Origin of the sequence: Ochrobactrum sp. MYb379, from assembly GCF_037479515.1 — a bacterium.
Classification (GTDB): Bacteria; Pseudomonadota; Alphaproteobacteria; order Rhizobiales; family Rhizobiaceae; genus Brucella.
In genome coordinates, this window is sequence record NZ_JBBGYW010000001.1 from 364,355 (window position 1) to 386,513 (window position 22,159).

A 22,159-nucleotide genomic window follows, 5' to 3' on the forward strand; every position below is an offset into this window, starting at 1 on the left:
GAAGGCATCAATAACAGTGTTGACTTTAGAACAAAAATGGAACAAATAATAAACATACGTGAACAAAGAGGAGTTATCCACATGACCGATCTCGTCTACGACGTTTTGTCCTTCGTCTCAGTCAGCCTGTTTATTGCTACTTTCGCCATCTGGGTGAGTGCAATTTGAAAGCGTGAAGCGGGTTCCCTGTGAACCCAGATGATAGTAACGGTCATCGCTCTGGACATCGTTACCGTATTCCCCGAAACTGCTCTGATGGGCGATAAGAGTCGCCCGTTACCGTGTGCCAATCTTAAGATGTAGAAGTCTTTAAACATGGCTGCACTTGGCTGGCGCTGAAAACATGATTTCGCTATGATCATGTTGCAGTCTGACCAGTCTGCAAAGATCGGGGAAAAGTATGAGTGATACAGCAAGCATTGGCGCGGGCGAGGGTAAGTCGTCACCTCGTTTCGTTCATCTGCGGGTACATTCTGCTTATTCTTTGCTCGAAGGTGCATTGCCAGTCGGCAAGATTATTAAACAGGCGATTGCCGATGAGGCACCGGCCATCGCGATCACTGACAGTAATAACCTGTTTGGTGCTTTGGAGTTTGCTCAGAAGGCATCAAAAGATGGTTTGCAGCCGATTATCGGCTGCCAGCTGGACGTCGCTTTCGGCGACCATAATGATAACAGCCGCAGCGTAAACCGGAGGCTTGTTCTTGACTTGGCACCTCTGGTTTTTCTCGCTTCAACCGAGGAAGGCTACGCAAATATCGTTAGGCTCGTTAGCCGTGCATTTATGGATACGCCTTCGGGTGATCCAGTTCATGTTGATGCAAGCTGGCTATCAAGCCTTTCAGAAGACGTAATCGTTCTATCGGGTGGCCCACTTGGCCCAATCGGACGCGCATTTTCTGCAGACCGTGCTGATCGTGCCGAAAGCCGTTTGGCTTTCCTCAAAGATGCATTTGGCGACCGGCTGTATGTCGAGTTGCAGCGTCAGGCTGGTTACGACCGTGCGCTTGAAGCGAAGACCGTTGAACTTGCCTACGCCATGGATCTGCCGCTTGTTGCTACCAACGAGGCCTTCTTTCTCAAGGCCGAGGATTTTGAAGCGCATGACGCGCTTCTGGCCATTGCCGAAGGGCAGATACTTTCCAATGATGATCGTCGACGCTTGACGCCGGATCATTATTTGAGAAGCCGCGCTGAAATGGCAGCACTCTTCGCAGATTTGCCGGAAGCTCTCGAAAACACAATTGAAATCGCTGAGCGTTGCAGTTGGTTCACACAGACGCGCGACCCTATCCTGCCGCGCTTCACGGGCGAATCCGATGACCCTGAAGCAGGTCTTGAGGCAGAAGCCAACGAGCTTGCACGTCAGGCGCGTGAAGGCCTGAAAATGCGGTTGGAAACAGCCGGTTTAGCTGAAGGCTATACAGAAGAACAATATGCCGAGCGTCTCGATTACGAGATCGGCATTATCACCCGTATGAAGTTCCCCGGTTACTTCCTGATCGTTGCGGACTTTATCAAATGGGCCAAGCAGCAGGGCATTCCGGTAGGGCCGGGCCGTGGTTCTGGTGCGGGCTCGCTTGTTGCTTATGCGTTGACGATCACCGACGTTGATCCGCTGCGCTTTTCGCTTCTGTTCGAGCGCTTCCTCAACCCTGATCGCGTATCGATGCCCGACTTCGATATCGACTTCTGTCAGGAACGTCGCGAAGAAGTCATTCGTTACGTGCAGGGAAAATACGGTCGTGATCAGGTCGCACAGATCATCACTTTCGGAACGCTGCAGGCGCGCGCTGTGTTGCGCGACGTTGGGCGTGTTCTGGAAATGCCTTATGGGCAGGTAGACCGTCTTTGTAAGCTGGTGCCACAGAATCCGGCAAACCCCGTATCTCTTGCGCAGGCAATCGAGACTGAACCTAAGATCAATGAAGAGCGTGAGAAGGAACCGGTCGTTGGACGCCTTCTTGATATGGCGCTCAAGCTTGAGGGGCTGTATCGCCACGCTTCTACCCACGCCGCCGGTATAGTCATCGGCGACCGTCCTCTTTCTGAACTTGTCCCGATGTATCGCGATCCACGGTCCGATATGCCGGTCACACAGTTTAATATGAAGTGGGTTGAACAGGCAGGACTGGTCAAGTTCGACTTTCTCGGTCTGAAGACGCTCACCGTTCTCGAAACGGCAGTTAAGCTTGTGGCCCGTAAAGGCATCGATATTGATCTCACGCGCTTACCGTTTGACGATGAGCTCACCTACGAAATGCTTTCGCGTGGCGAAACGGTTGGCGTGTTTCAGGTGGAAAGTGCGGGCATGCGTAAGGCGCTGCTTGGCATGCGACCGGACCGTATTGAGGACATTATTGCTCTCGTGGCGCTTTACCGCCCGGGTCCGATGGAGAATATCCCGACCTATAATGCGCGCAAGAACGGTGAAGAAGAGATTGCTTCTATTCACCCGAAAATTGATGACCTGATTAAGGAAACGCAGGGCGTTATCGTTTATCAGGAACAGGTGATGCAGATCGCGCAGGTGCTTTCCGGCTATTCGCTCGGTGAAGCTGATCTTTTGCGCCGCGCAATGGGTAAGAAAATCCGCGAGGAAATGGACAAGCAACGTGTCCGTTTTGTCGATGGCGCCATTAAAGGCGGTGTCGATAAAGCACAGGCGAATATGATTTTCGACCTTCTGGCGAAGTTTGCCGATTACGGCTTCAACAAGTCGCACGCTGCCGCTTATGCGATTGTGTCTTATCAGACAGCCTATATGAAGGCTCATTACCCAGTTGAGTTTCTCGCGGCCTCGATGACATATGATATGTCGAACGCCGATAAGCTCAATGATTTCCGCCGTGATGCAAATCGTCTGGCGATTGATGTTGTGACGCCTTCCGTTATGACATCTTTCCGCCCGTTTGAAGTTGGTGAGAAGAAAATTTTCTATTCGCTTGCAGCCATCAAGGGCGTGGGTGAAGCAGCGGTTGATCACATTGTCGACGTTCGGGCAGAAAAGCCGTTTGAAAATCTCGAAGATTTCTGTGAGCGGATTGATCCGAAAATCGTCAACCGTCGTGTATTGGACAGCCTGATTAATGCAGGCGCGCTTGACTGCTTTGGACGTGATCGCGCCGCGATGAGTGCTGGCATGGATCGCATCATGGGCTTTGCTCAGCGCACGCAGGAGAACGCTGCAAGCGGCCAGTCCGATATTTTTGGTCTTTCCGGCGCACCGAAAGAACAATTAATCCTGCCACAAGCAGCCCCTTGGTTGCCATCGGAAAAACTGCATCGGGAATTTCAGGCGGTCGGTTTCTATCTTTCTGCGCATCCGCTGGATGAATATCGTCAGGTGCTTGATCGAATGCGCGTGCAAAGCTGGGCCGATTTCTCAGCAGCCGTGAAGCGCGGCGCGAATGCCGGTCGTCTTGCTGGAACAATCACCACGCGACAGGAACGGAAAACCCGCACGGGCAACAAGATGGGCATTGTTCAACTGTCTGATGCCAGCGGTCAGTTTGAAGCTGTGTTGTTTTCGGAAGGTCTTGCGCAATATCGAGATCTGCTGGAAAGCGGTAAATCGGTGGTGATTACCGTCTCTGCTGAAAACCGACCCGAAGGTATCGGGTTGCGTATTCAGACCGTGCAGTCGCTGGAGGATCGTGCTTGCGCTATGCAGAAGGCGCTGCGGCTCTATCTTCGCTCGGCTCAATCGCTGAAATCGATCATTCCGCATTTCAATACGCGCGGTGACGGTGAGGTGAGCTTTATCGTTATAAAAGAGGACGGACAGCGTGAGGTGGAGATTGAGCTGCCACACCGCTATCGGGTCAGTCCACAGATTGCGAGCGCCATGAAAGCAATCCCCGGCGTCGTAGATGTGGAGCTGGTTTAGAGTGCATCCCGAAAAGTGTGAAACGGTTTTCGGACAATGATGCACGCTAATGCAAAGAATGAGAGAGCTGATCTGATCCAATCAGATCGAAGGCGATCGAATAAAAAGGCCGACCAATGTTGATTGGTCGGCCTTTTACTTATGCGGACGCTTTCTGGTTCAGCGCTTTGCGAACCTCTGGTGCAACCTTCGTGCCAAATAGCTCAATCGATTTCATCGTATGTTTGTGGGACAGATTGCCTAAAGCTGTCTGCAACAAAAATCGATCATGCTTGAAATAGCTGTGTTGATTGAGGATTTTGTCGATAACCTGCTGCGGGCTTCCGACGAGCAAAGATCCTCGTGGCTGGCACATAGCGTCGAATTGTTCACGGGTGGTTGGCGGCCAACCGCGCTCACGTCCAAGTTTGCTCATCACATAGGCATATGACGTATAGAACTCATCGCCTGCTTGTTGAGAGTTTTCAGCGATATAGCCGTGTGAGTTGATTCCAACTTTGAGCTTTTCTGGTGAGTGCCCAGCTTTAAGACCTGCTTCTCGATAAAAATCAGTCAGTTGTGAAAAGCGCTCCGGATAACCACCGATGATGGCGATAGCCAGAGGTAGACCGAGGAGTGCCGCACGTCCAACCGATGCTGGCGTTCCGCCAACTGCCAGCCATATAGGTAAAGAATCTGGCAAAGCTCGCGGATAAACACCACGCCCATCAATGGCGGCGCGGGTGTTGCCAGTCCAGTTCACCCGCTCATTCTCACGAATGTTGAGAAGAAGATCGAGCTTCTCGGCGAAGAGCGTGTCGTAATCATCAAGATCATATCCGAAAAGCGGAAAGGATTCGATGAACGAACCACGTCCTGCCATGATTTCGGCTCGCCCATTGGAGAGAAGATCAAGTGTTGAAAACTGCTGATAGACCCGAACCGGATCGTCAGAAGAAAGAACCGTAACGGCACTCGTCAGCTTGATATTCTTTGTGCGTGTGGCTGCTGCAGCCAGCACGATAGGTGGCGCAGAAACTGCATAGTCCGGGCGATGATGCTCACCGACACCGAACACATCAAGGCCAACCTGATCGGCAAGTTCAATCTCTTCGATAAGATTTGTTAGCCGTTGCTGTGGCGAAAGCGGGCGATTGGTTTCAGGATCAGGCCCAATATCGCCGAATGTGTAAATACCAAGTTCCATGGCGTTCCATCAATTTGTTGGCTGTTGCGCTTTAGTTAGGCCGCTTCACGCCTCTTGTTAAGAACGCACTGAAAGGTGATCGGGTCACCTTGAGGATACCGGGCAGTCGCCCACCCGGTATGCATTGATCTCAATAAGCAGCAGTAAAACGCTTGCCGATATGCTTGCCCTGTTCGGCTTCGTCGATAATTGCGACCGCCAGATCATCGACAGAAATTTTACTTTCGCCTTTTTCGTCAAAGACAGGCTGATCTGTGCCAAGGCGATATTTGCCGGTTCGTTCACCCGGTTCCAGCATGATAGCTGGCGAAACGAAGGTCCAGTCGAGGTCATTTTCTTCGCGCAGTTCGTTGAGCGCCTGACGTGCGCCCAGTGCGCCTTCTTTCCAATCCGCCGGGAAATCTGGCGAATCTACAAGCTGTTGACCATTGATTTCGAGGCTACCAGCGCCACCGACTGCAATCAGACGCTTAACGCCAGCTTTCTTTGCTGCGGCATTGATAGAACGGCTTCCCTTGATGTGGTTTTCGCGAATATTGGCGTCTGTCCAGCCAGGGTTATACGCTGAAATGACAATGTCATGACCAGCCAGCTGGCTCGCCAGCGCATCGGTATCAAACACATCGCTTTTCACTGCTGTCACATTATCGAGTTTCGCAACTTTGTCAGTGTTACGGACGAGCGCGGTGATACTGTGGCCGCGTGATACAGCTTCTTTAAGAATTGCAGCGCCTACAAAACCTGTTGCGCCAATTAGTGCGATTTTAGACATGATATGTTCCTTTCGATTGTAACCGTAAAAGTGATATTTGATAATCAGGTTCTTTATGGTAACTAGGTAGCCGAATTGAAAAGCCTTGTGAAGAACGCACTTTTTCATGTTTAGGGTACATGGAAGTAACCACGCTTTGGGCAAGGACCGCGATAGGGAAAAGCATTGCGCTTTAACTAAGATCAAAATGAAGAATACAAATGAACCAAACGCCATTGCGCCATTATTATCGTCGACGGAAGCATTTAAGCCTGACGCGGAAGGCGAAGGGCCATGCCCCATACGCGAAGTGCTCGACCGCGTTGGCGATACGTGGAGCATTCTGGTTGTTTTCAATTTGCAGGCGGGGTCAATGCGTTTCAATGCTTTGCGACGCTCGATTGAAGGCATTTCTCAGCGGATGCTAACGGTTACTCTGCGTTCGCTTGAGCGTGACGGGCTTGTGGCGCGTCATGTCCGTCCAACATCGCCGCCAGAAGTCGAGTATTCGCTAACCGAGCTTGGTCATTCGCTGGCGGTGCCGATAGATGTGTTGGGGCAATGGGCCGTGAGAAATCGTGAGCAGATGCGCGATGCCCGTTCACGTTTCGACAAAGCTGTGGACTGATAAGGAACCAGACAAGGCGATTTTTCGTTCTTCTTGCTTACAGAGGAGAACGGACATGCCAGCGAAATCGAAAGCTCAGCAAAAGGCAGCCGGTGCAGCACTTTCCGCCAAACGCGGTGAAATAAAGAAGAGTGAGTTGGTCGGGGCTTCTAAAGAAATGTATGAATCCATGACCGAAAAGGAACTGGAAGACTTTGCAGAGACGAAGCACAAAGGTCTTCCGGAACATGTGGACGATAAGAAGAGCGACTGATTAAAAGTCAGTCGCTCAGCAATAGCTCTATTTTTCCGCTTTTGTCGTTACAATCTCAATCGCTTTCAGTTTGCCGGAAGTAATGCCGCAACGAACTGAAATATCGTCCCAGCCGCCAGCTTTTTTGCGCGCTTCACCTGGCACTGAAATAACGGCTGATACTTTCCGCCCGTCTTTCGCGCTGAATTGCGATGATTTTTCGTTGGTCGTTGCGTTGGCAATATCGTCTTTCGTGAAGCCGAGACGATCATATTTTTTGCTGTTTTTCACATAATCGTAGGCAGACGCAATGCAGCCTGCAATTTGGGGTGATGCCTGTTGGTCTTTCACCAGTGTCTGATAATTGCCGGTGAAGTCCTTGGATCGTTTTGGCACTGTGTCTGCGTTTGCTGCGCTTGAGATGCCGAGTGTCAAAAATGCAAAAAGTATAATTCTGGTCGATTTCATGGATCGTTCCTTTGAGAGGCTCGGCGCAAAATGCGATGAGCAAAATCGATAATGGCAATATTATTAGAAATGTCGTTGGGACGAATTATGTCTTTTCGTTCATGACACAGAATAACTCACTGACAGATTCGGGCAAGGCAGGATTTGCCGTGGCAACCCTGATCGAGATGCATGTTAGTCAGGTGAGCCGCATCACCATCGGGGCCGATCACCGTCATGAAAAGATTGCAGCTTGCACCGTGAACGGCACGCCAGAATTTCTTTTCTTTTTCCGATCCGTTCCAGCCACTTTCAAGTTCGGTTTTGGACCCATCTGAAAATTTGAATGACATTATATCGAGTGCATTGGCGAAAGCATGTTCTGAAACTCGCCCTTCCGATGCACCATTGACATTGCGGCACTGATAATCTGATCCGGTTCCTATTTCGGTGACCTTAATGTCATTTCCATAGACCGTTTTTGCAGCGTCTTTTACGTCACCAGCCCATTGAGCCAGCGTGACTGCCATGGCGCAATTGGTCGTAATAGCATTGGCAAATTTCAAAGGCTCATTTTTGCCAATTGCGCTGAGTGAAAGCGGCGATTGAGCACTGCATTGCGAACCATCTTCAATGGGCGGCAGCAGCTTCCCTTCCACATCTCCGCTCATCAGTGCAGGACAAGACACCTGATAGATACGCTCAGGCTTTTTGGGGTCGGGTTGTGCAACCTCTGGTTTTTCAGCCTCGATTGGTTTCTCCGGTTTTTTTTCTGGCAAAGGTGCAGTTTCAGTTTGCGAAGGTGCAGGCTGTGCCTCAACAGTTTCTTTTCGGTCTTCCCGACGAGGCGATGGGGTGGGAATCGGAACCACGTTCAATGTGGGAGGCGTTTTCGGCTGCGCTTTCTTGATTGTACGCTTTTTCGCCTGTCGCTTTTTTGAGTGTGGCTGTTTTGCATTGCCGCTCAATACGCGTTCTATGAAGTTTTGTGCGTTCGCATCTGTGAAACTTTCGCCTGGCAGCAATAGGGCTATCGAGGCCAGAGAACCAATAATGAAGCTTCTTTGGAGGAAAGAGAAGGAAACGGCCATATTTACCTCTTTTGTCAGCAAGCTGCATTGTGTAATGCCTAAGCATTGCTTGCCGTTCCTTCACGCTTGATGGCATACGGTTATATATGGCCAAAAGGCTCAAAATTCGGGCTTTAGCCTTGACAAGATGACACTCCAATGACTAAAAGCCGCCATCGCTGGAGCTTAAACGTTCCGGCGTTTCATTTGACGTGTCCCGTGGATGAAGATCGCAGCTGCGCGCTTCATTCTGTCAGTCCTTTAACCAAGGGCAGAGGAGGGCGCGTTTCCTGTCTGCGCCGCAAGGCGCTTTAACCCTTAGGAAATGTGATGAGCAAGCGCGAATCCTCTAAGTACAAAATTGACCGCCGTCTTGGCGAAAACATCTGGGGCCGTCCAAAGTCCCCTGTAAACCGTCGTGAATATGGCCCAGGCCAGCACGGTCAGCGCCGTAAGGGCAAGCTGTCCGACTTCGGTGTACAGCTCCGCGCAAAGCAGAAGCTTAAGGGCTTCTACGGCGATATTTCGGAAAAGCAGTTCCGTAAGACCTATGACGAAGCAGCTCGCCGCAAGGGCGATACCGGTGAAAACCTCATCGGTCTGCTCGAATCGCGTCTGGATGCTGTTGTGTACCGCGCAAAGTTCGTTCCAACGATCTTCGCTGCACGTCAGTTCATCAACCACGGTCACGTCAACGTAAACGGCCGTCGCGTCAACATTCAGTCGTTCCGCCTCAAGGCTGGTGACGTTGTTGAAGTTCGTGAAAAGTCGAAGCAGCTCGTGATCGTTCTCGAAGCCGTTTCGCTCGCAGAACGCGACGTTCCTGACTACGTTGAAGTTGATCACAACAAGATGGTTGCGACCTTCGCACGCGTTCCAGTTCTCGGCGACGTTCCATACGCTGTTCAGATGGAACCAAACCTCGTCGTCGAATTCTATTCGCGTTAATTCTGGGCCTCTGGTTCAGTTTTCAGAAATAAATGGTCGCCCTTGGTTTCCCCAAGGGCGGCTTTTTTGTATGTACACATAATCCTCTCATGTTCGCGGGAAGCATCATGAACGCTATCGATCTTAATATCGCAGAAGATGTCAGTCTCGATGGTTGTCATCCGCTTTTCCGCGACGTTCCGGCAACTGTTGAATTCAATAAGCTCCGCAAGCGCCTCCTGCGGCTGACACGTCAAGCGATAGACGATTTCGCCATGGTGAAGCCCAATGAAGGTTTGCCTCGCGAGCGCTGGATGGTGTGCTTATCTGGCGGCAAGGACTCCTACGGCCTTCTGGCGCTGCTGCTTGACCTTAAGTGGCGCGGTCTTCTGCCGGTGGAATTGTTGGCGGTCAATCTTGATCAGGGCCAGCCGAATTTTCCGAAGCATATTCTGCCTGAATTCCTGAGCCGCTATGGGATTGAGCATCGCATCGAATATAAAGACACTTATTCGATCGTTACTGAAAAGCTTCCTGAGAATAGCACTTATTGCTCGCTTTGCTCACGGCTGCGTCGCGGCAATCTGTATCGGATCGCACGTGAAGAAGGTTGCTCTGCAATCGTTCTTGGCCACCATCGCGAAGATATTCTCGAAACCTTTTTCATGAACCTGTTCCATGGTGGTCGTCTTGCGGCAATGCCACCGAAGCTTTTGAATGATGATGGTGATCTCATGCTTTTCCGCCCGCTTGCCTATGTAGCGGAAGAGGATATGGAAAAATTCGCGAACGCGATGCAATTTCCGATCATTCCATGCGATCTGTGTGGCAGTCAGGAAGGGCTTCAGCGCAATGCAATGAAGGCAATGCTGAGCGATATTGAAAAGCGGATGCCTGGTCGTAAAGATACCATGATCCGAGCGATGACCAATGTGCGCCCAAGCCATCTGCTGGATCGTAATTTGTTTGATTTTGCTGGTTTAATGAAAAATTCTGACGTGGAGACTGATCGTGCAGTTTGAAGAAAAGCAGATTGATTGGCTGGCTGAACTTTTGGCAGAAGCCGCGAACGCCGAAATCATGCCACGCTTTCGGCAATTGGGTCAGGGCGATATTCGCCAGAAAACGTCGGCTGCTGATCTGGTTACCGAGGCAGATGTGAATGCAGAGCGCTTTATCACTGCGCGTCTTATAGAGCGTTTTCCCAATGCGCTGATCGTAGGCGAAGAAGCCTGTTCCGATGACGAAGCTCTGCTCAAAGGCTTGGGTGACGCAGACCTCGCATTCACCATCGATCCGGTTGATGGCACGTTCAATTTTGCGTCGGGCGTACCGCTTTTCGGCGTGATGCTTGCAGTTGTCGCGAAAGGTGAGACTGTTGCCGGTATTATCTATGATCCGGTGGGCAAGGATTGGATTCTTGCTTCCAAGGGCGGCGGTGCACATATCCGCCATGCCAACAGCTCGACAAGCCCTGTGAAGGTTGCTGCTGCGGCTGATATTTCGCAGATCACAGGTTCGGTGTCATGGCAATATACGCAAGAGCCAATCCGCTCGCGCCTCGCGCGCAATCATACGAAATTCCTTTCGCAGATAGGCTATCGCTGTGCGGCGCATGAATATCGGATTATTGCCACCGGCGGTGCACATTTCGCTTGCTATAACAAGCTGATGCCTTGGGATCATCTTCCAGGCGCGCTCATTCATCAGGAAGCTGGTGGATATCTCGCCCGCTGGGATGAAAGCCCATATCTGCCTTCGCATGTAGGCGGCGGCTTGCTGGTAGCTCCCGACAAAGAAAGCTGGAAAGCAATTCACCAAACGCTCTTTGCAGAATAAAAAAATGCCGCATTTATAATGCGGCATTTTTTGTGGGCTTTTTTATTAGACTGGTTTGTTGTGCGGTTTGAATAATTTGCCGCGCTCTGCGATAATCACGCAGATGAAGGAAATGAACCCTAACACGCAATAGCCAGCGGCAACGGGTGTTGTTGTTCCATCAAAAGCCTGACCGATTGCGGCACCCAATGCAGCGCCTATAACTGTCTGTGCAAAGCCCAGAACGGACGACGCGGTACCTGCGACCTCACCAAGTGGCTCCATGGCCAACGCATTGAAATTTGATGTTACCAAGCTGAACGAGAACATGATTGTCATATAGATCATCATGAGCAACCAGAATGGTATAGGGCCGGTAAAGCTAAGGGACAATACCACCCAAAGCAGGCTGAAGCTCACAAACACCAACAGCATTGTCTGGGAAATGCGACGCATCCCATAGCGACCGACAAGCCGCGAATTGAGGAATGACGCCAATGCGAGTGTCATCGCAACCGCTGCGAAAGCCAGCGGAAACATGGTGCCTAGCTTGTAGATATCGACAAAAATCTGCTGCGCTGAATTGATGTAACCAAACAGTGCGCCGAGAATAAACGATGTTCCGAGCATGTAGAAAAGTGCGACGCGGTTAGACAAGACAATGCCGAAACCGCCGATGACGCTTTTCAAAGTTAATGGGCGGCGATGATCAACTGGTAAGGTTTCTGGCAGACGGATATAGGCCCACACTGCGACAACCGCCGCCATAATGGCCATCGATAAGAAGATCAGGTGCCATTCGCCAAACAGCATGATTAACTGACCAGTGGCCGGTGCGATCACCGGCAGGATCATGAAAATCATCATGACGAGCGACATGACTTCCGCCATCTGACGGCCTGCAAAACGATCACGTACAACCGAGACGGCAATCACGCGCGTCGCTGCCGCACCCAGACCTTGCAGCACGCGCAATATGATCAGCGTCGTAAAATCGGTAACAAAAGCAGCACCAATTGCCGCTAAGATATAGATCGTCAAGCCGACAAAAAGCGGCGCGCGTCGACCAAAACGGTCGCTCAATGGACCGTAGAAAAGCTGCGAAACGCCAAATCCCAGAAGATACGCTGTGATGACATATTGCGCATGATTTTCTGAAAGAACGCCGAGACTCGCACCGATTTGTGGCAGTCCTGGAAGCATAATATCGACGGCAAGCGCGTTGATTGCCATGATTGCAGCGATCAGCGCAATAAATTCGCCACGCGGACGCATAGGTGTTTTTTGGTCTGGCGAACCTTTTTGGATGTCAATCGGCATTAAGGCAGTCCTTGATAGAGCAATGCGGCGTTTCCAAAGACACGGCGCAAGTAACAGAATTTAGAAAACAGAAGCCTCATGGCAAGGGCTTGAGGCAATGCACTAATTAATAGGCAATATAAAAAGGCGCCACGTAGCGGCGCCTTTCAAAAGGGCAAAAGCCAGATGAGGGGTAGTTAATCCTCAGGCAGCTTTGGTTGCAATACCTTTATCGGTAAAAAGTGTTTGAAGTTCGCTCGACTGGAACATTTCGCGCACGATGTCGCAACCGCCAATAAACTCACCCTTTACGTAAAGCTGCGGAACTGTTGGCCAGTTGGAGTAATCCTTGATGCCCTGACGAATTTCATCGGAAGCCAGAACGTTGACGCCCTTATAATCCACGCCGAGATAATCGAGAATTTGAACGACCTGACCAGAAAAACCGCACTGTGGGAAGCCCGGAGTGCCCTTCAAGAACAGCACAACGTCGTTGGTCTTCACTTCATTGTCGATAAAATCGTTAATTCCGGTCATTTTATATCCTTTCAGACGCCGGTTCAAATCCCGGCCCGCGTAGGGAGAGGTTAGACCTCTATATAGGTGGCTGAACCTTGGTAATCACCCTATAAAGATGAAAGCAAGTCAAATTCGCGCGACAACATGCAGGTTGGGAGCAACATCTTGCCGCAGCCAGCATCGCGCCTGAAATTCAGGTGCTAAAACTGCGATGCTGCTTATTCCGGTATGCTTGTCTGGAGTGCGAGCGCATGAAGTACGCCGCCCATGTTGCCCTTCAGCGCATCATAAACCATCTGGTGCTGCTGCACGCGCGACTTGCCGCGGAAGCTCTCCGCAACAACCTCGGCAGCATAGTGATCTCCGTCTCCGGCAAGGTCGCGGATCGTAACCTTTGCGCCGGGAATACCTTCGCGTATCAGTTTTTCGATCTCATGAGCGTCCATAGCCATGCAAAGTCTCCTGCCGTTTTTAGGCTTTTTAATATTATAGAATCGTAACGCATCATCCTGATACGTCAATCTTCAACTGTCTAACTTTTAAATTGCCGACAAGCAAACGCCCGAAGCAGGATTACTGTTCGGGCGTCCTTTGATAGTCGTTCTAGCTGATAACGATTAGTTGTCGACGGCAGCTTCGCCGCTCATAAAGCCGGGGAACCAGCCTTCAAAAGCGTTGTTGAGATCGCTAACCGAAACGTCGACCGTTGCACCGAATGTCAGACGATCGCCGCCAACTGTTCCCAGTTTGCGGAATGCGATACCAGCACCTTCTGCATTCAAGGCAATTAGATTGGCCATTTCAGGCGTTGCAGCCACAACGTAACGTGCCTGATCTTCACCAAAAAGCACTGCATGCGGCAGCCCGTCGCCCGCATCAAGCGTCGCACCCTTGCCGGATTTGATTGCCATTTCAGCAACTGCAACCGCAAGACCACCATCGGAAAGATCGTGACAAGCCGTTACTTGACCATTGCGGATAACCGAACGCACAAACTCGCCGGTACGCTTTTCAAGTGCGAGATCAACGCTCGGAGCAGGGCCATCAGCGCGGTCAAACAGATCACGCAGATAAACTGACTGGCCAAGATGCGAACCGTCTGCACCGATCAGAACAAGTGAATCGCCATCCTGCATGCCGCCGATTTTGGCCATCTGCGACCAATCAGGGATGAGACCAACGCCTGCAATGGTCGGAGTTGGCAAGATCGCCTGACCATTAGTTTCGTTGTAAAGCGAGACATTGCCCGAAACGATTGGGAAGTCGAGCGCACGGCAGGCTTCGCCGATGCCTTCGATGGCCTTGACCAACTGGCCCATGATTTCCGGCTTTTCAGGATTGCCGAAGTTCAGATTGTCGGTCGAAGCAAGTGGCTCAGCACCGGTTGCAGTAATGTTGCGCCAGCATTCTGCAACCGCCTGCTTGCCACCTTCAAATGGGTCCGCTTCGCAATAGCGTGGCGTTACGTCAGACGAGAAGGCGAGTGCCTTGTTTGCATGGCCTTCAACGCGGACCACACCAGCATCACCGCCCGGAAGCTGCAAGGAGTTGCCCTGAATGAGCGTATCATACTGCTCATAAACCCAGCGGCGCGACGAACCATCTGGCGAGCCGATAAGCTTGAGCAGCGCATCCGAATAATCTTCAACCTGCGGCACATTGCTGGCTGGCAGCGGCGCATGCTTGCCCGGTTCCATCCACGGACGGTCATATTCAGGAGCCTCATCACCGAGTTCTTTGATCGGCAGATTGGCAACTTCTTCGCCCTGATGGATGACGCGGAAACGCAGATCATCGGTGGTCTTGCCAACGATTGCGAAATCGAGACCCCACTTGCGGAAGATTGCCTGTGCTTCTTCTTCCATTTCAGGCTTGAGAACCATGAGCATGCGCTCCTGGCTTTCCGACAGCATCATTTCATAGGCTGTCATATTCACTTCGCGAACCGGAACATGGTCGAGAATAAGCTCAATGCCGAGATCGCCCTTGGCACCCATTTCAACAGCCGAGCACGTAAGACCAGCAGCGCCCATATCCTGAATGGCGATAACTGCACCAGAAGCCATCAGTTCAAGGCAGGCTTCCAGCAGGCATTTTTCGGTGAACGGATCGCCAACCTGAACGGTAGGACGCTTTTCTTCAATCGATTCGTCGAATTCAGCCGATGCCATTGTTGCACCGCCGACGCCGTCACGGCCGGTCTTGGCACCGAGATAGACAACTGGCAGGCCAACGCCCTTGGCTTCCGACAGGAAGATGCCGTCATGCTTAGCAAGACCAGCTGCGAATGCATTGACAAGGATATTGCCGTTATAGCGCTTGTCGAAGTTGACTTCGCCGCCAACGGTCGGAACGCCGAATGCATTACCGTAGCCACCAACGCCGGAAACGACGCCGGATACCAGGTGACGGGTCTTTGGATGATCAGGTTCACCAAAGCGCAGTGCATTCATGGCCGCAATCGGACGCGCGCCCATGGTGAATACGTCACGCAGAATGCCGCCAACGCCAGTGGCAGCACCCTGATAAGGCTCAATGTAAGATGGGTGGTTGTGGCTTTCCATCTTGAAGACGACGCAGTCGCCGTCACCAATGTCTACTACACCGGCATTCTCGCCCGGGCCCTGAATGACGCGCGCGCCAGTGGTTGGCAGTGTACGCAGCCACTTCTTCGACGACTTATAGGAACAATGTTCGTTCCACATGGCCGAGAAGATGCCAAGTTCGGTGAAGCTCGGTTCACGCCCGATGAGATCGAGAATGCGCTGATATTCGTCCGGCTTCAGACCGTGGGATTGAATGAGTTCCGGCGTGATTTCGCGCTTATTGGAAATAGTCATCGAGATGAGGGACCCCGTCGCAGGCTGCGGTACCCGAAAACTTCTGCCGAAGGGCGGACACCTAAGGTTTTAAGGGGTCTCTTTAACCTAACTCTGCCAGAAGCGCGACAGGAAAATGCTGATTTCCCGGCTCAAATGCTACCTTCGTAGCCTGCTTGTTCATTTTCCAGTAGTCGTCGCAAAGTTACAAAGCCATTTTCGATGATCTTGCGGTCTGTGGGTGACGAAAAAGCTATGCGTACCCGGTGATATGTCTGGTCCACGCGTCCGGGTTTGAATTCGTCTTCATCGTCGATCAGGATGCCGTTTTCATAAGCGGCTGCTTTGAATGTCCCTGCCAACCATGGTTCCGGCAGTTTGAGCCAGAGGATAGGCACATGTGGCGACGAGTTGAATGTGTAACCCGCAAAGATTTTTCGCGCCAGTTGCTCTCGCCATTCAACTTCTGCCGAGCATTTATGCAATAGCGTATCAGCTTCACCGGATAGTACCATCTGGGCGGTCGTTTCTGCGAGTAGGAACGAAACGCCACCTGTCATCAGCTTATGCGTAACACGAACCCGCTGCGCGCAATGCGGAGGGCAGGACACCCAGCCACAGCGCAAGCCAGCACTGACCGCCTTTGAAAGGCTGCCAATCAAAAATGTGCGTTCTGGCGCAATATCCGCAATCTTTGGAATATTGGTGGGCGTCATGACGCCATAGGTATCGTCTTCGATCAGCCAGACATTGTGCCGCGCTGCAATGTCAGCGATGGCACGGCGGCGCTCAAAGGGCATGGTGGCCAGCGTGGGGTTGTGAATGCTTGGCATCAGGAAGGCCATTGTCGGGTGTTGCTGATTGCATACCCGCTCAAATTCTTCCGGGATCATGCCATATTCATCGCTTGCAGCGATAGCTGTGCGGCGACCGCTAATCCGCACCGACCGGCTGACTTGCGTATAGGTCAGATCTTCAAAAACAATTCGATCACCGGGCGAGGTGAAGGCTGTTATCACAGCAATCGCACCGGCATGTGCGCCGTTTGTAACCACGATATTGCTTGCATCAGCAGGAGCGTTTTCCTGTGCAAGCCATTGTCGTCCCGCCTCCAGCCAATGCTGTGGAAAGTAGCGCGTGTAGTTCACAAACTCATGTGGGAAGTCGCGGATAGTCGCACCGATTAGTTGATCCAGAACTCCTTGCTGGCCCACGTCCGGCGCTGCCGTTGTGTCGAACCTTATCTTGTCCAGTGGTGCATCCTGAATGCGGGTTCCGGCAATGCCATCGCTTGAATAAGCGGCGGGAGCATTTTTGCGATCATGTTTGGCGAGGACATAAGTTCCACGCCCAACTTCGCCGGTCACAAGCCCGCGCTCATGCGCAAGCGCATAAGCTCGTCCTATTGTACCGATTGTCACCTTTAAATCGAAAGCGAGATTGCGCTGCGGCGGTAGTTTCTCTCCCGCTGGCAAAGAATTGTTCGCAATTGCCTCTTCAATCGCGTCAGCGAGCTGAAGGTAGAGCGGGCCAGATTTGTCTGATAGGTTGGGAAGCCAAGTTGTCATGGTCACAATATAAGCATTGTATCGATATTTGAGTCAATTGTATTTACGCTTTAGCGCATCGGATTGATGCAAAGTTAGGATTATACGCAGCAATAAGGCGTTTTGCGATGACATTCGTCCCGATTGAGTATGATGAAATAGATACAATTGATACAATGCGGGTAGTTGAACGTGAAATCCCGGCGAACACGCGTTCTGTCTGGCAGAGATTTGCTGCGTGGGTTTCCCATCGCGCAATGTTGCGTCGCAGCCGTATTCAATTGATGGATCTGACCGACGAACAGCTCGTAGACATTGGGCTTTCGCGGAGCGCTGCTGATATGGAAGCGCGCAAAGTACGCTTCCATATTCGATAATTCGGCCTAGCCGCAGTCTTTCTGGCCGGATGCCCAGCGATTGATGTCTGCACTGATACGGCTACTATGCGCCTGCTGCATCATTGGCCCAAAAGCTTCAATTCGTGCAGGATTGCCTTCTGCCTGAACAACAAGCAGTGGGCGTCCTGCAAGATTGCGCGCAGGCACCACCAACATACGTGGGCGTCCAGTGAAAGAGTTCAGTTCCGGCGCAAAAGCGTAACCGCGGAAGTCCTTGTCCTTGGATTTAAACCAGCAACTATTGGCACCCACGGCGATACGCTCCATGGTTGCTAAGGCTGCTTTGCTGGCATTTGTGGAAGCCGGGCGAGGCGAAGGCTTCGGTGCGCAAGCCGCAAGAATTGAGAGCGCGGACAGAGCTGCAAGCGCGATGGTCTTATTCTTCAAGGAAGACTCCATGGGGCGTTTTGAAGATGCCAGCACAGCCCAGCTCGCTCAAAACAAATAGAAATTATGTTTAAAGCGTACCCGATGAGGGTACGCTTTGGATTGGATGGGGTAACTCAGGCAAGCTGAGGCATGAATGCCTTCAATCCGTCACTCATCTCATTTGTAATAAGCTCGAATATCGGATCCTGGTTTGCTTTCACCGCATATGTGTCGAATTTTGGGTATGCATCCAGCAAATCGCTCTTGCCTGAAAGCTTCTTGAGCGGCTCCATCAGAAAACGAATTGGCACGAGCCATGCATCGGCAAGAGTTGGTGCATCGGTGAGTGCAAAATCATTATCGGTCAGACGTGATTCCACAACGCTCAAGCCGGTGTTTAGCTTAGCGAACAGCCGATCAATGGACGCCTGATCCTTCTCAGGCTTGCTCAATAGAATCATCAGCTTCATTGCTGGTCCGAGTACGTCCAGTTCAGCGACGCGTGCGAGAAGCCGGATCAGTGCGCGCTCGCGCGGCGTTCCGGGCAGGACAGGCGTTTCAGGAAAATGATCTTCGAGATATTCCGCGATGACGGCTGCTTCAAACAGCGTTTCACCAGACCCTGTAATCAGCACTGGAACACGCTTAAGTGGTGTCACATGGCTGAAATCCGCCGGAAACGGATAAGGAAGGCTGATCGGTTTGAACGGAAGTTCCTTGAGGTAAAGAACACCACGTACAAAAGCGGAATAGGGGGAGAGTGGGCGTGAATATAATTGCATCGTTATAGTTCCCCGATTCGGTTGCCGCAGGAAGTATGCAATGCCCAAGCTGCCACGAATTTACATGACGCGCTAGTCGATTGCGTTTAGCGCATGCACTGAATCAGCTAATGCATATAGAATAAAAAACGGCCCTCGTTTGAGACGAAGGCCGCTTCAAAACTTTTATTTAGGTGTGCCTTTTTAAGCAGCAATTCCTAATGCGCCTGCAAAAAGTGCACGGCCATCATTGCCACCATGCGCACCTTCAATCAGGTTTTCAGGATGTGGCATCATGCCGAGAACATTGCCGCGTGCATTAACGATGCCGGCAATATCATTGACCGAACCGTTCGGGTTGGTGCCTTCCGCATAGCGGAATACAACCTGACCTTCACCTTCGATGCGCTTCAATGTTTCCGCATCGGCGAAATAATTGCCGTCATGATGCGCAACCGGGCAACGAATGATCTGGCCTGGCTGATAGCTGCGGGTAAACGACGTATTGGCGTTGCTGACTTCGAGCTTTACTTCGCGGCAAACGAACTTGAGCGAGGTGTTGCGCATCAGCGCACCCGGCAACATTCCTGCTTCAACCAGAATCTGGAAGCCGTTGCAAACGCCGATAACCATCACGCCTTTGTCGGCTTTCTCACGAATAGCCTGCATGACCGGCATACGCGCTGCAATCGCACCGCAACGCAAATAGTCACCATAGGAGAAGCCGCCGGGGATCAGAATAAGATCAACATCATCAGGGATGGATGTATCTGTCTGCCAGACGGTGATTGGTGCCTGACCGGAAATTTTGGTGACGGCTGCAATCATGTCGCGGTCACGGTTAAGGCCGGGGAGAAGAACGACTGCTGCTTTCATGGCGTTTTATGTCTCTTTGAATCTGAGGGCTTCAGAGCGCGTCAAGCGATCTGAAAGCGCGCAAAAAATACCTGCTGAGCGCAGTGCGTCAGGCGATGACGATTGCGTAGTCTTCAATAACCGTGTTGGCGAGCAGCTTCTCGCACATGGCTTTGATTTCGGCTTCAGCTTTAGCCTTGTCCGAGCCTTCGACTTCGAGATCGAAGACCTTGCCCTGGCGGACCGAGTTGACGCCTTCGAAATTCAGGCTGCCGAGCGCGCCGACAATAGCTTTGCCCTGCGGGTCGAGAACGCCGTTTTTGAGTGTAACGGTGACGCGTGCCTTAATCACTGAGTAGTTCCTGATTTACTTAGCCAAATGAAAACAGCCCGGTAACTTTCGTTCCGGGCTGTGCGGATTTTACTTCACAAGCGTAGGGCCGGAAGGACGGGGCGTTTCGTTCTCGTTCATGATGCCGAGACGACGTGCCACTTCCTGATAGGCCTCAACCAGTCCACCCATATCGCGGCGGAAGCGGTCCTTATCGAGCTTGTCATTGGTGTTGACATCCCAAAGGCGTGCTGAGTCTGGCGAAATTTCGTCGGCGACGACGATACGCATCATGTCGCCTTCAAATAGACGTCCACATTCCATCTTGAAATCGACAAGCTGGATGCCGATGCCGAGGAACAGACCGGTGAGGAAGTCGTTGACGCGAATGGCGAGAGCCATAATGTCGTCGATTTCCGCAGGGCTGGCCCAGCCAAAAGCAGTGATATGTTCTTCCGTGACCATTGGGTCGTTGAGAGCATCTGCCTTGTAATAAAACTCGATGATCGAGCGTGGCAGGACAGTGCCTTCTTCAATGCCGAGGCGTGTGGACAGCGAACCTGCTGCAACGTTACGGACAACGACTTCAAGCGGAATGATTTCAACTTCCTTGATCAGCTGCTCACGCATGTTGAGGCGGCGGATAAAGTGAGTCGGAATGCCGATACGGTTGAGTTGCGTGAAAATGTGCTCAGAAATGCGGTTGTTCAACACGCCTTTTCCGTCAACAACTTCATGCTTCTTCGCGTTGAACGCGGTTGCGTCATCTTTGAAGAACTGGACAAGAGTACCGGGTTCAGGGCCTTCATAAAGAATCTTGGCCTTGCCCTCGTAAATACGGCGGCGACGGTTCATGGCTTTTCTCGGATTTCCAAAAATGTGATGATCGGCTTTTGCCGCTATTCTCGCGGGCTACGTATAGCAATTGTGGGCTTTTAACAATCCTGCTTTGTACCCGTTCCCCCGTTTTAAGCGTTTCAGAGCCAGATAAATCAAGAAAGTGACTTTTGGCTCTTGTATAATCTTGCGCCCCTTGCCAGCTTTAGGCAAGAGAACGGTTGACGATCTCATATAAGTTAACAGCTTGGGAGTTCTATGAATGGCCACTGGCATGGACGATCGCCGCAACGCTTTTGAAAGCAAATTCGCACTCGATGCTGAATTGCGTTTTAAGGCTGAAGCCCGCCGCAACAAAATTCTCGGTCTCTGGGCTGCAGAACTTCTCGGCAAGCATGATGCGGATGCAGACGCCTATGCGCGTGAAGTTGTTGCAGCTGACTTTGAAGAAGCAGGCGATGAAGACGTGTTTCGCAAGCTGCGCACTGATTTTGATGCTGCCAGCGTGAGCGTTACAGATGCAACCATTCGTGAAAAGATGTTTGCTTTCCTTGAGGAAGCGATCCAGCAGGTCCAGAAAGACTAACTCGTCATAAAGGGCGGAAATGCTGATAGCGCATCCCGAAAAGTGGAAATCGGTTTTCGGGATAAGATGCGCGTTAAAATAAGCAGACAGCATTTCCGCCCTTAGTTTTGTAATGCAGGGGAATAAGCATGTCTTTGTCTTCGCGTCTTCGTGCCGGAGAAACCGTTCTATCGGCTTGGTCATCCTTGCCGGAAGCACTCACCGTCGAAGTGTTGGCGCATAGCGCTTTTGACGCTGTAACGCTCGATATGCAGCATGGCGGTCATGATGAGCAAAGTGTGTTGCGTAGCCTTGGGCTCATTCTCAACGCAGCCAAGCCGCCAGTTGTGCGTATTCCAGTCGGACGCTTTGACATGGCAAGCCGGGCACTCGATTTCGGCGCACAGGCCGTCATTGCACCCATGATCAACTCGGTTGAAGATGCACGTAAATTTGCCGCTTCAATGAAATATCCGCCGATCGGAGAGCGTTCATGGGGCGTGTTCCGCGCTAATGCTGATTACGGCACGCCTGGCTCTAACGATTATCTGGTCACCGCTAATCAGGACACGCTGGCTTTTGCCATGATCGAAACACGCGATGCATATGATGCGCTGGATGCGATCCTTGATGTGCGCGGCATTGATGGCGTTTTTGTTGGTCCTGCCGATTTTTCTATTGCGTGGAGCAACGGTCGTGAAGCAAATCCGGATTCAGAAGCCATCATTGAGCCGATTACGACAATTGCACGCAAGGCAGCTGCGGCTGGTAAATTTGCAGGCATCTATTCGCCATCAGCAGAATTTGCACGGCGCTATATCCCGCTTGGTTTTCAGTTTTTAACGCTCACCAGTGATGGTGGCTACATGCGCCTTGGTGCTAAAACACTCGTTGACGCCATTCGCGCTTAA

Annotated in this window: 23 protein-coding genes; 9 read left to right on the plus strand and 14 right to left on the minus strand. The window is 51.6% G+C overall.

Translation table 11 applies throughout. From position 1 onward, the window contains the following. Positions 1-400 precede the first annotated feature (400 nt). Positions 401-3,889: a DNA polymerase III subunit alpha gene (gene dnaE / locus WH356_RS01850; protein ID WP_339508408.1), complete on the plus strand. Its 3,489-nt coding sequence runs from the start codon at positions 401-403 to the stop codon at positions 3,887-3,889. Between the two features lie 139 nt (positions 3,890-4,028). On the opposite strand, the gene WH356_RS01855 is transcribed toward dnaE, so the two are convergent. Together WH356_RS01855 and WH356_RS01860 are read right to left on the minus strand one after the other, a co-directional pair. Next, positions 4,029-5,075: an LLM class flavin-dependent oxidoreductase gene (locus WH356_RS01855; protein WP_339508409.1), complete on the minus strand. Its 1,047-nt coding sequence runs from the start codon at positions 5,073-5,075 to the stop codon at positions 4,029-4,031. Positions 5,076-5,205: 130 nt separating this feature from the next. Beyond that, entirely contained in the window at positions 5,206-5,847 is a 642-nt protein-coding gene (locus WH356_RS01860; RefSeq protein WP_339508411.1) for an NAD(P)-dependent oxidoreductase, read from the minus strand. Positions 5,848-6,034: 187 nt separating this feature from the next. On the opposite strand from WH356_RS01860, the gene WH356_RS01865 reads away from it, so the two are divergent. Together WH356_RS01865 and WH356_RS01870 are read left to right on the plus strand one after the other, a co-directional pair. Further along, positions 6,035-6,454 (plus strand): winged helix-turn-helix transcriptional regulator, encoded by a 420-nt coding sequence (locus WH356_RS01865; protein WP_339508412.1) that lies wholly within the window; start codon positions 6,035-6,037, stop codon positions 6,452-6,454. Between the two features lie 55 nt (positions 6,455-6,509). Continuing rightward, positions 6,510-6,707: a DUF3008 family protein gene (locus WH356_RS01870; RefSeq protein ID WP_339508414.1), complete on the plus strand. Its 198-nt coding sequence runs from the start codon at positions 6,510-6,512 to the stop codon at positions 6,705-6,707. Positions 6,708-6,734: 27 nt separating this feature from the next. Here WH356_RS01870 and bspC read toward each other — a convergent pair whose 3' ends face one another. Both bspC and WH356_RS01880 read right to left on the minus strand, forming a co-directional pair. Next, positions 6,735-7,154: a type IV secretion system effector BspC gene (gene bspC / locus WH356_RS01875; RefSeq protein ID WP_339508415.1), complete on the minus strand. Its 420-nt coding sequence runs from the start codon at positions 7,152-7,154 to the stop codon at positions 6,735-6,737. 116 nt (positions 7,155-7,270) lie between these two features. Next, positions 7,271-8,224, minus strand: coding sequence for an extensin-like domain-containing protein (locus WH356_RS01880; RefSeq protein ID WP_339508417.1), 954 nt, complete (start codon positions 8,222-8,224; stop codon positions 7,271-7,273). Positions 8,225-8,533: 309 nt separating this feature from the next. Between WH356_RS01880 and rpsD the strand changes: the two genes are divergently transcribed. The 3 genes from rpsD (at position 8,534) to WH356_RS01895 (ending at position 10,969) form a co-directional block, all read left to right on the plus strand. After that, positions 8,534-9,151 carry a 30S ribosomal protein S4 gene (gene rpsD / locus WH356_RS01885; RefSeq protein WP_339508418.1) on the plus strand — a complete coding sequence of 206 codons (618 nt, stop codon included), beginning with the start codon at positions 8,534-8,536 and terminating at the stop codon, positions 9,149-9,151. A 107-nt stretch (positions 9,152-9,258) separates the two neighbouring features. Then, on the plus strand, positions 9,259-10,152 hold the full coding sequence (ttcA, locus tag WH356_RS01890; RefSeq protein ID WP_339508419.1) for a tRNA 2-thiocytidine(32) synthetase TtcA: 894 nt from the start codon (positions 9,259-9,261) through the stop codon (positions 10,150-10,152). After that, on the plus strand, positions 10,142-10,969 hold the full coding sequence (locus tag WH356_RS01895) for an inositol monophosphatase family protein (RefSeq protein ID WP_339508421.1): 828 nt from the start codon (positions 10,142-10,144) through the stop codon (positions 10,967-10,969). Before ttcA ends, WH356_RS01895 begins: the two co-directional genes overlap by 11 nt. Before the next feature lie 45 nt (positions 10,970-11,014). Here WH356_RS01895 and WH356_RS01900 read toward each other — a convergent pair whose 3' ends face one another. The 5 genes from WH356_RS01900 to WH356_RS01920 form a co-directional block, all read right to left on the minus strand. After that, entirely contained in the window at positions 11,015-12,268 is a 1,254-nt protein-coding gene (locus tag WH356_RS01900) for a multidrug effflux MFS transporter (RefSeq protein ID WP_339508423.1), read from the minus strand. Positions 12,269-12,451: 183 nt separating this feature from the next. Beyond that, positions 12,452-12,784 (minus strand): Grx4 family monothiol glutaredoxin, encoded by a 333-nt coding sequence (grxD, locus tag WH356_RS01905; RefSeq protein ID WP_339508424.1) that lies wholly within the window; start codon positions 12,782-12,784, stop codon positions 12,452-12,454. 200 nt (positions 12,785-12,984) lie between these two features. Beyond that, the gene (locus WH356_RS01910; RefSeq protein ID WP_134153339.1) at positions 12,985-13,218 is read right to left on the minus strand and encodes a BolA/IbaG family iron-sulfur metabolism protein; all 234 of its coding nucleotides are present in this window, start codon (positions 13,216-13,218) and stop codon (positions 12,985-12,987) included. 165 nt (positions 13,219-13,383) lie between these two features. Next, complete coding sequence (gene purL / locus WH356_RS01915) at positions 13,384-15,606, minus strand: phosphoribosylformylglycinamidine synthase subunit PurL (protein ID WP_339508426.1); 2,223 nt, start codon at positions 15,604-15,606, stop codon at positions 13,384-13,386. A gap of 131 nt (positions 15,607-15,737) precedes the next feature. Beyond that, positions 15,738-17,153: an aminotransferase-like domain-containing protein gene (locus WH356_RS01920; RefSeq protein WP_339508914.1), complete on the minus strand. Its 1,416-nt coding sequence runs from the start codon at positions 17,151-17,153 to the stop codon at positions 15,738-15,740. A 107-nt stretch (positions 17,154-17,260) separates the two neighbouring features. Here WH356_RS01920 and WH356_RS01925 point away from each other — a divergent pair, with 107 nt between their 5' ends. After that, positions 17,261-17,509, plus strand: coding sequence for a DUF1127 domain-containing protein (locus tag WH356_RS01925; RefSeq protein WP_339508427.1), 249 nt, complete (start codon positions 17,261-17,263; stop codon positions 17,507-17,509). 6 nt (positions 17,510-17,515) lie between these two features. Here WH356_RS01925 and WH356_RS01930 read toward each other — a convergent pair whose 3' ends face one another. The 5 genes from WH356_RS01930 to purC form a co-directional block, all read right to left on the minus strand. Then, on the minus strand, positions 17,516-17,917 hold the full coding sequence (locus tag WH356_RS01930; RefSeq protein ID WP_339508429.1) for a hypothetical protein: 402 nt from the start codon (positions 17,915-17,917) through the stop codon (positions 17,516-17,518). Positions 17,918-18,033: 116 nt separating this feature from the next. Then, positions 18,034-18,681, minus strand: coding sequence for a glutathione S-transferase family protein (locus WH356_RS01935; RefSeq protein WP_339508430.1), 648 nt, complete (start codon positions 18,679-18,681; stop codon positions 18,034-18,036). A gap of 183 nt (positions 18,682-18,864) precedes the next feature. Further along, positions 18,865-19,536 (minus strand): phosphoribosylformylglycinamidine synthase subunit PurQ, encoded by a 672-nt coding sequence (gene purQ / locus WH356_RS01940; protein ID WP_339508431.1) that lies wholly within the window; start codon positions 19,534-19,536, stop codon positions 18,865-18,867. Between the two features lie 88 nt (positions 19,537-19,624). After that, positions 19,625-19,867, minus strand: coding sequence for a phosphoribosylformylglycinamidine synthase subunit PurS (gene purS / locus WH356_RS01945; RefSeq protein ID WP_250039681.1), 243 nt, complete (start codon positions 19,865-19,867; stop codon positions 19,625-19,627). Positions 19,868-19,936: 69 nt separating this feature from the next. After that, positions 19,937-20,701 (minus strand): phosphoribosylaminoimidazolesuccinocarboxamide synthase, encoded by a 765-nt coding sequence (purC, locus tag WH356_RS01950; RefSeq protein WP_339508433.1) that lies wholly within the window; start codon positions 20,699-20,701, stop codon positions 19,937-19,939. Between the two features lie 244 nt (positions 20,702-20,945). On the opposite strand from purC, the gene WH356_RS01955 reads away from it, so the two are divergent. Then, on the plus strand, positions 20,946-21,269 hold the full coding sequence (locus WH356_RS01955; protein ID WP_339508434.1) for a DUF1476 domain-containing protein: 324 nt from the start codon (positions 20,946-20,948) through the stop codon (positions 21,267-21,269). Between the two features lie 122 nt (positions 21,270-21,391). Further along, positions 21,392-22,159: an HpcH/HpaI aldolase family protein gene (locus WH356_RS01960; protein ID WP_339508915.1), complete on the plus strand. Its 768-nt coding sequence runs from the start codon at positions 21,392-21,394 to the stop codon at positions 22,157-22,159.